Below are 789 nucleotides of genomic sequence, written 5' to 3'. Positions count from 1 at the left end.
CGTGGGATTTGGCATGGCACATGTTATTTCTTCTCCCATTGGCAGCTTGACAATGATTGCCAGGCAAGTTGCCGATGGTAATTTAAACGCTCGTGCAGACATCGGATATGGCAATGAAATTGGCGAATTGGCTCGTACTTTTAATACCATGACCCACCAACTTAAGGAGTCTATCGAGTTACTGGAACAACGAGTACAAGAGCGAACAGCTGAACTAGAAGAGCGAACTGTCGAGCTTAGATGTGCCAAAGAAAAAGCAGAAGTGGCTAACCAAGCTAAGAGCGAATTCCTTGCCAATATGAGTCACGAGTTACGCACCCCCCTCAATGGCATTCTCGGTTATGCCCAGGTATTGAAGCGATCGCCCGCTTTACCCGAAAAAGAAAAAGAGCAAGTCGAAATTATGCACAAATGTGGCAACCATTTGCTGGGCATGATTAATGACATCTTAGATTTAGCCAAGATTGAAGCGGGCAAGCTCGACTTGATTCCAAAATCAGTTCATCATCGGTTACGTGTTCCTCCACCTCAACATGGGGAGTCTGACCCACTCGAACAAGAAAATTGGAAAAAAAACTGGATTTAAAAGTTAAATTTCTTCAAGCTCCATACCCAGAGGCTGAAATTGAAGTTTGGGGAATGGACGAGCATCGTCTTGGGCTTCATCCGGTATTGCGTCGAGTTTGGGTTTCACAAGGAGAGCAGCCAATTGGCGACCTGAGACAAAAATATAAGTGGATGTGGTTGTATGGGTTTGTACACCCGATTGGCAGGAGAGACTAAAAGAGT

2 protein-coding genes are annotated in these 789 nt (G+C 45.1%); both read left to right on the top strand.

Annotated features, from left to right (window positions below; all coding sequences use genetic code 11):
- Positions 1-13: 13 nt before the first annotated feature.
- Positions 14-586, top strand: a complete 573-nt coding sequence (locus D5R40_RS33480; RefSeq protein ID WP_205127882.1) for a HAMP domain-containing protein — start codon at positions 14-16, stop codon at positions 584-586.
- Positions 565-783, top strand: coding sequence for a hypothetical protein (locus D5R40_RS33475; protein ID WP_124145776.1), 219 nt, complete (start codon positions 565-567; stop codon positions 781-783). Before D5R40_RS33480 ends, D5R40_RS33475 begins: the two co-directional genes overlap by 22 nt.
- Positions 784-789 lie beyond the last annotated feature (6 nt).

It is taken from the genome of Okeania hirsuta (assembly GCF_003838195.1).
Classification (GTDB): domain Bacteria; phylum Cyanobacteriota; class Cyanobacteriia; order Cyanobacteriales; family Microcoleaceae; genus Okeania; species Okeania hirsuta.
Note: the sequence above shows the minus strand (reverse complement) of the source record. Positions and strands in the feature narration are given on the sequence as shown.